The organism is Bryocella elongata (assembly GCF_900108185.1).
Classification (GTDB): domain Bacteria; phylum Acidobacteriota; class Terriglobia; order Terriglobales; family Acidobacteriaceae; genus Granulicella; species Granulicella elongata.
On the sequence record NZ_FNVA01000007.1, the window covers coordinates 369707 to 376740 of the forward strand.

10 protein-coding genes are annotated in these 7034 nt (G+C 57.4%); 6 read left to right on the top strand and 4 right to left on the bottom strand.

The annotated features are described in order from the left end of the window. Nucleotides 1-46: 46 nt before the first annotated feature. Nucleotides 47-733 carry a response regulator transcription factor gene (locus C4S68_RS19705; protein WP_327333883.1) on the bottom strand — a complete coding sequence of 229 codons (687 nt, stop codon included), beginning with the start codon at nt 731-733 and terminating at the stop codon, nt 47-49. A 228-nt stretch (nt 734-961) separates the two neighbouring features. Between C4S68_RS19705 and C4S68_RS19710 the strand changes: the two genes are divergently transcribed. From C4S68_RS19710 to C4S68_RS19725, 4 genes are all read left to right on the top strand, one after another. Next, entirely contained in the window at nt 962-1405 is a 444-nt protein-coding gene (locus tag C4S68_RS19710; protein ID WP_235011728.1) for a VOC family protein, read from the top strand. A 176-nt stretch (nt 1406-1581) separates the two neighbouring features. Then, nucleotides 1582-2223, top strand: coding sequence for an RNA polymerase sigma factor (locus C4S68_RS19715; RefSeq protein ID WP_103934811.1), 642 nt, complete (start codon nt 1582-1584; stop codon nt 2221-2223). Between the two features lie 299 nt (nt 2224-2522). After that, on the top strand, nt 2523-3263 hold the full coding sequence (locus C4S68_RS19720; RefSeq protein WP_103934812.1) for an SDR family NAD(P)-dependent oxidoreductase: 741 nt from the start codon (nt 2523-2525) through the stop codon (nt 3261-3263). 1007 nt (nt 3264-4270) lie between these two features. Then, nucleotides 4271-4525, top strand: coding sequence for a hypothetical protein (locus C4S68_RS19725; protein WP_103934813.1), 255 nt, complete (start codon nt 4271-4273; stop codon nt 4523-4525). A 55-nt stretch (nt 4526-4580) separates the two neighbouring features. On the opposite strand, the gene C4S68_RS19730 is transcribed toward C4S68_RS19725, so the two are convergent. Continuing rightward, the gene (locus tag C4S68_RS19730; RefSeq protein WP_103934814.1) at nt 4581-5255 is read right to left on the bottom strand and encodes an RNA polymerase sigma factor; all 675 of its coding nucleotides are present in this window, start codon (nt 5253-5255) and stop codon (nt 4581-4583) included. 101 nt (nt 5256-5356) lie between these two features. On the opposite strand from C4S68_RS19730, the gene C4S68_RS24005 reads away from it, so the two are divergent. Further along, nucleotides 5357-5572 (top strand): helix-turn-helix domain-containing protein, encoded by a 216-nt coding sequence (locus tag C4S68_RS24005; RefSeq protein WP_103934815.1) that lies wholly within the window; start codon nt 5357-5359, stop codon nt 5570-5572. A 57-nt stretch (nt 5573-5629) separates the two neighbouring features. On the opposite strand, the gene C4S68_RS23010 is transcribed toward C4S68_RS24005, so the two are convergent. After that, nucleotides 5630-6301, bottom strand: a complete 672-nt coding sequence (locus C4S68_RS23010; RefSeq protein ID WP_146072238.1) for a hypothetical protein — start codon at nt 6299-6301, stop codon at nt 5630-5632. 50 nt (nt 6302-6351) lie between these two features. On the opposite strand from C4S68_RS23010, the gene C4S68_RS24010 reads away from it, so the two are divergent. Further along, entirely contained in the window at nt 6352-6603 is a 252-nt protein-coding gene (locus C4S68_RS24010) for a helix-turn-helix domain-containing protein (protein ID WP_407641114.1), read from the top strand. Nucleotides 6604-6708: 105 nt separating this feature from the next. Here C4S68_RS24010 and C4S68_RS19745 read toward each other — a convergent pair. Then, nucleotides 6709-7034, bottom strand: a 326-nt coding sequence (locus tag C4S68_RS19745; protein WP_146072239.1) for a PDDEXK nuclease domain-containing protein, incomplete at its 5' end; no start/stop codon positions are given.

Sequence of the window (7034 nt, forward strand, 5' to 3'; positions counted from 1 at the left end):
AAACCAGTGGCTTTGTCTGGTCGTCGACCCCGGCTTCGCGCCGAAATTATGTGTTGAGAAAGCCTCGCTTCAGCGCAATCATCACCGCATGGGTGCGGTCGTTCGCACCCAGTTTCGAAAACACGCTCTTCATATAGCCCTTGACTGTATGCTCGGTCAGTCCAAGACGTTCCGCGATGATCTTATTGGAGCAGCCGGCCGCAGCGTTCTGTAGGACTTCGATCTCTCGGGGAGATAGGGCGTCAGAGTTCAGATGCTCCATCAGCCCCGTCGCTACCTCTGCAGGAATCTTCGTTTGGCCGGCGTGCACACACCGTATGGTATCGATCAAATTATCGCGGAGCATGTCCTTTAGCAGATAGCTGGAAGCACCCGATTTGAAGGCTCTGGCGGCTTGGATATCGCCTGAGTACGTCGTCAGGACAACGATCTTTGCCAGTGGAAACTCGTTGCGGATGGAGACGAGAGCCTCCATTCCATTCATCCGAGGCATTTGAAGGTCCATCAATGTGACGTCTGGAAGCAACTTTCGGTATGACTCCACCGCTTCCTGGCCGTCCTTGGCCTCTCCCACGAGTTCCATATCGTCTTCTTGCTGCAGGGCAAACGCAATCCCGTCCCGGACGAGCGGATGATCGTCGGCACAGAGCACTCGGATGCGATGGTGGTTCGGCATATTTTCATTCCCGGTTACGCGAGCAGCGACGCGCCCTGAGAGGCGCAGATGGCTCATCTTCGCACCGTCGCTACCATCAGGGCAATCAATCGTGAGGCGGCAGGTTCGCGGGCGGCTCCGTTGTATCAAGATCCACGGTCGTGCCGACTCACACGAAAAATGAGCGAGGCGGCAAAGAACGGATGGCGTGGTGCAGCGATGATGAACACTGGCAGCAGTTGGAAACGTCTGGGCAGGTCAACCAGGCACTGATTGCATTTCCATGAAGTCGACAAGGAGACCCCGGTGCCCGCCCCTCATACAGCCAGTCCGTTTGCCTCGATGAAGATCAACCACACAGCTATTCGAGTGCCCGACTTCGATACCGCGGCTGCTTGGTATCAGGACACGCTTGATTTCCGTGTAAAGCAATCCCTCAACTTCGCTGGGGTCACATTCGCCTTCGTCTATCCGGCGGGCGATGACAGTTTTCACTTCGAGCTTCTTGCCGGCCCCGGCGCAGAAGATCGTCCGTTATACAAGGACTTGCACGAAAGCTATAAAATGTCCGGGTGGCACCACCCGGGCTTTAGCGTGGACAGTGTCGACGACACGATTGCGGAACTCAAACGCCGTGGAACGACTATTGCCAGCGAACCCCATGATGTACCTGCGATGGGCCTGCGTGTCGCATTCTTTGCGGACCCCTGGGGTAATCTCTTCGAGCTCATTCAGCAGATCAGCAAGTAGCTGAAGTCGTCGTATGAAGGTGGCCGGCGAGGCTTTTGCAAATGTTGCCAGTTGTTTTCGTCCGGTCAGCCAGATTCGTTGCTAGCAGCTTTTCCCCATAGCGAAGCACTGGCACATTCGTCTCCGGTCTGGTACCGGTGGTCTATGCGGTTCGGCGTCTCGAAGCGGATAACTCTATGAATGATCCCAATCCAGCGTCCTGTCCCCAACAACTCGATATTGATTCGTTGGTCCAACTTGCTCGCCGCAATGATCCTGATGCCTTCAATGAGCTCATGCGCAGGCACGATGGCGCTGTACGCCGCACCGCATACTCCATTCTGAAAAATCTCCAGGACGCCGAAGATGCAGCCCAGGAGACTTACCTCCGGGTGGTGGAGAAGCTCAATACTTTCGAGGGTGCTTCAAAGTTTTCAACGTGGTTGACCCGTATAGCGATCAACACAAGTCTGATGCGTCTGCGGAGGCAACGTTCACGGCCAGCCTTCTCGCTTGAGGAGCTAACGGACGGCGATGCTTCTTCTTTCCCTCCGCTCGCGGATCCGCGCCTCGATCCGGAAGAGCAATTTTGCAGCGCGAACATGAGGGCGCGTTTGAATGAGGCTGTGCGCAATCTTCCCTCGCATCTCCGGGAGGTTGCTGAGGACCAGATCTACGCGGAGCTGCCTATCAAGGACTCCGCAGACAGAAGGGGCATCACCGTGGCCGCTGCGAAGTCACGCGCCCATCGTGCACGCAGGCTCTTGATAGGTGCTCTTCAGCCTCCACCTCCCCAGCTTCACCCTTTCCGCGTGAAGGACGAGATGGCGACGAAATGACAGACTTGTTCACTCGCCGTGCAGGGGGTTACTCACGAGCTTCCCTACCATCAGAATGCCGTCGGGAGCGGCAATCGCCTCAGGGGTGCGAGTAAACTCTCCCGTCGCGGCGGATCTGATCGGCAGGTCTTGTCCTCGGAAACGAAGCCGGGCATTCATTATTTCCGCCACCCGGGGTGCCCGTTTGCCCACATCAGATTCTTAACGCAAAGAATCACAATGATGAATCTAGAACGACTGGTATTAGCAACTCGGCGCTGTATCGTTCGTATTCCACAGTCTCGGAATGAGGGGCTCCTATGTCGCAACTGATCGGGAAAGTGGCAATCGTGACCGGTGCATCGCGTGGTATCGGAGCAGCGATCGCGCAACGTCTCGCAGCAAACGGCGCGAGTGTTGCAATTACCTATGCGAAGGACACCGACGGAGCGGCCGCGGTGGTCAGCGAAATCGAAAGCGCCGGTGGCAGAGCAATGGCCATCCAAGCTGATGTGACAGACGCCGCAGCCGTGCGGCACGCAATTGAAGACGCCGTCGCAAGTCTCGGTCGCTTGGACATTCTCGTGAACAATGCCGGTATGGCCATCCCGAAGAAATTCCAGGAGACGACCGTCGAAGACTTCGACCGGATCATCGACACGAATCTGCGGGGAGTCTTCGTCACCACGCAGGCAGCGTTGGAACATATGAATGACAATGGGCGCATCATCAACATTGGCTCCTGCGTGGGTGAGCGCGCAATGTTGCTGGGTCTGGTCGCGTATGCGTCCACTAAAGGGGCAGTCAGGATGTTCACGCAGGCCCTGTCGCGAGAAGTAGGCCACCGTGGCATCACCGTGAATAATGTTCAACCCGGCCCAATTGATACAGATCTCAACCCTTCCGATGGCCATCGGTCGACTGCATGGAAGGCGGCGATCGCGCTTGGCCGATACGGTCGCGTTGAGGAGGTCGCAGCCTTGGTCGCGTTTGTCGCAGGCCCGGAATCTTCTTACGTTACAGGCGCAAACCTTACGGTGGACGGTGGTACCAACGCCTAGAGAGTCCATATCCGCTCGTTTGTATCCCGTTGGCCACTCTTACGCGCTTGCTTTGCACCGCAGCACCAGCCCGTGTTGAGACCCGACTGCTACAGGCGGTTCAGTTGACCCAAATGGATCCAATGCAGGGTGCCCGATGGCTGCTGCGTGCAAGACCGCCTGAATATCCGCAATAGTTATGTCGATACTGCATGTCGCGGGGTAGCGTGAGGCGGAGAAGTAGATAGGGCTCCGATAGGTTGGGTGTGACTGCCTTCGATCATCGCGCCGTTCCGATCCGCCAATCGATAGCGACGAGTCTTTCTAGCCAGGATTGACAGAAGCATTGACGATGCGCTGGCATACGCACACGGGAGCGAGCTTTCGGTACGCGTGATTGTCGGAGCGGGATCACCGGCGGGACACTTCTAATCTTGATTCCAGGGCCGCACCGCGGATGAGGCTCCGACTACTAAACAAGGAGATTGGGCCGTGGAGCATTGCAACAAGGACACGGGCGGATGCCGCGTTGTTCATGGCGTTGTTCCGCGCAACGTGGACTACTACATGATCCCGGTGCTGCGATTGCCGGTGCGACGAGAGCTAGCGGGTAGCGTGAGAGGCCGAACAGGTTCCGAACGCGATCAAACACTGTCTTGCTCCGTACGAGACCTGTTCGAAAGCTGTCGAAGACGGCCATCACCTAAGCCGACAGGCTTAGGGATGGTGTCTCTCTACCTCACCCTCGCTCATCGTTGCACGGACCTGAGCTTGGGCAGTGAGCGCGCAGCAGCAGATGCGACGAGGACAGCGCCCGCCGGGATGTCGTGCGCCGAAAGGTTGGCAGGCGGTGTCGAGAAGACTCGTAGGTAGATCAGGAGCGAGCGATGGAGAGGCGGGACTGGACGGGGCGCGCGTCCCACCTCCCGAGAATCTTCGAAGAGAGGTAAGCGGCTGGCCGCGGGAAGGGAATTCGTCATAGCATCGGAAGAAGTCGGCGGTATTTCAAGCGCGGCTATGGAGGTTTGATGAACGTAAAGAATTTGCTCGCCGAGATCGATGCTGAGATCGCGAGGTTACAGTCGGCACGCGCGGCATTGGCCGTTCTATCGGGTAGTGCTACTGCCCCGAAGCGGGGTCGTCCGAAGGGCAGCAAGAACGTGGTTTCGAGCGTGGTTGGAGAGCGCAAGCCGCGGAAGATGTCGGCGGAGGGGCGCAAGCGGATTGCGGAGGCTCAGAAACGCCGCTGGGCTGAAGCGAAGAAGGCTGCTGACGGGAAGTAACGATCGGGTGTACTCAAAGAATCCGCTGCGCGAGAAATCCGGGCAGAATCAGCAGTCACTGCTGATGATTGAGCTTACTTTGCGGCAACAGTAGAGAACGAAGGCGGGACAGGCCCCGGTAGAAGTGGCCTCTCACGCTCGCATAGGACATGCCCGTCTCTTCGATGATCTCGCGCAGCGAGTTTCCCTTGAAGTAGAAGAGCTCCAGGACGCAGCACTGCTCGGGAGTGAGATCCTCACGGAAGCGCTTGAGCATCTCTTGCCCATCGATCTTCTGAACGATCTGCTGTTCATGATCTCTGCCTCCCGTACCAGGGGGATGGCGGTCCTCGAGTTCTTCCGACGCATAGAAGCGTCTCGCCATCAGATATCGTCGACGATCAAAGGCCCGGTGGTAGGCCATCTGGATGATCCAGGACATGGCTGTGCTCTTCGATGGGGCGAAGACACCGGCATGGTGAAGGACGTATAGGAACACCTCCTGCCGGAGATCCTCGGCTTCTCCTTCGTCGCGCAGGATTCTGAAGCCGACTGCCCGCACGGCAGTTGCATGGCGGCGGAATAGTACCGACAGCGCAGAGCGATCGTTCGCGGCAGCGAGGGCGAGGAGCGCCTCGTCCGTGGCCTCCGCGCAGGCGAAGCTCGACTGCTGGCCAGAGCAACTGGCGGACCGACCTTCTTGGATATCAGCGAGCTGCGTTTGCGAGAGATCGATCGGCCAGGTGCTCATAGAGTCCGCCGCCTCAGGTGCATAAGTGGAGGGAAGGATCGGCCGAAGTAGTGTGAAGTAGGCTTCACTCTTGAGCTCGACTTTACCGCCATTCTTTGGGTATGGCAACTCCGGATATTTGCGTGATCGTCGGGCAGAGGATACGGGAGTTGCGCACGGAAAAGGGCTGGTCGCAGCAGTTGTTGGCCGACCACTCTGAGCTATCGCGGGAGCATGTCAACAAGCTGGAGACGGGACAGGTCGAGCCAGGTCTTCGGGCGCTCGAGCGCATAGCACTCGCGCTCGATGTCACGCTCCCGGCTCTAGTCGAACGCTGACATTCAAGCTGGCGAAGGAGCGGTTGCCGATCCTCGGCGCCGGTCCAGCAGAGGGCGCTAATTCGACCGCGGTCGTTTTGCCTTTTCGTTCCGTGATGCGCGAGGCTTCTTTGCCACCACTTTCGCAGCTGTACCTTCGGCCTCTCGAGATCCTCCATTGCCATCAAGGAACTGCACCCTCGGTGGCTTGCCAGCCCGTATGCGATCTTGCTCCTGCTCCCCGACCATCAGGTAGGCATCCTCAGGATCGCGGAGGTTCATTTCTTCTGTTCTGCGAAGGTTCTCGAACAGCCAACTCTCGATGTGCTCGACGTCGCCCATGCGGTCCAGGACATCGCTGGTGACGGAGGATCGGATCTGCTGGATGAGGTGCTGGTGGTAGAGGATATCGTCGGGAGGCGGGCTCAATCTTGAACTGATCTCTCCCACAAGGTCGACCATCTGTTGGGCGCAGACGTTGAGGTTGTATAGACGCTCGTAGACTGGGAAGCGGAGGCTCGCCGGCCCGTTACGAGCAGTAGCTGTAGCAAGTTCCCACGCACGCCGCCGCTCTTCGGAGACATGGCTTTTTGAGGAACATAGCTTGGATACGTTGCCTTGTATCGGAGGGCGTCCTGCGGGTACTTTTGGAGACAGCCATGTCATCGCCTTTCTTGGAAGGTGAGGTGTGGTCAGGGATGCGCCGGTGCTCGTAACATCGGCGTGTCCCGTTAAATTGGACGGCTCCATCGAGGCGACGGAGCTCAAACATCGTTTGAGCGGAACGATACCATAAGTAGTTGACTACGACAATCACAAATACCATTAAACTCGATGAACTCGTTTCCCAAGCTGAAGCTGCTCGCATTCGCGGAGTCTCAAAGCAGGCCATCGCGAATTTGATCAAGCGCGGTCGCCTGAGAACGACCACTGTTGCCCGTCGCATTTTGCTCCATCGCTCAGAAGTAGAGTTGTTCGAAGCATTACCCAAGACCGGTCGCCCGCCCCAAGAGTCTGTAATTAAACGGAAGCCCAGGAAATCCCGGAAGTAGCCAAGTCATTGTGCTTTTTGGGATTTGCTTTTACAGGAGCGAGTGCCATCGTGCGTGTAGGGAGTTGCTCAGAAGTCGCGGGCAATGGCATCGAGGTCTGAGCGATCAGTCGGCCTGCCCATCGATCCACTCCTCTAGCTTTCGCTTCAACTCTTCTTTGCTTGGCAGGTAGAGCTGGTATTCACGTGCATGAATGTTGGCGTCTTTCGGTAGCGTGATCTCGACCAGGGCCGCGTTCTTCTTCGTGCACAGGACGATGCCGATGGTGTGATTCTCTGCTTCCGTCTTGACGAAGCTGTCGAAGTAATTGACGTACATCTGCATTTGGCCAAGGTCCTGTGACCTGCCCCCAGCAAACTCTGCCAGTTGGATCTGGAGTTCTCTCGTAATGGGAACGGGAGGACGGAGGATGAAGAAGAGTCGGTTTAGCG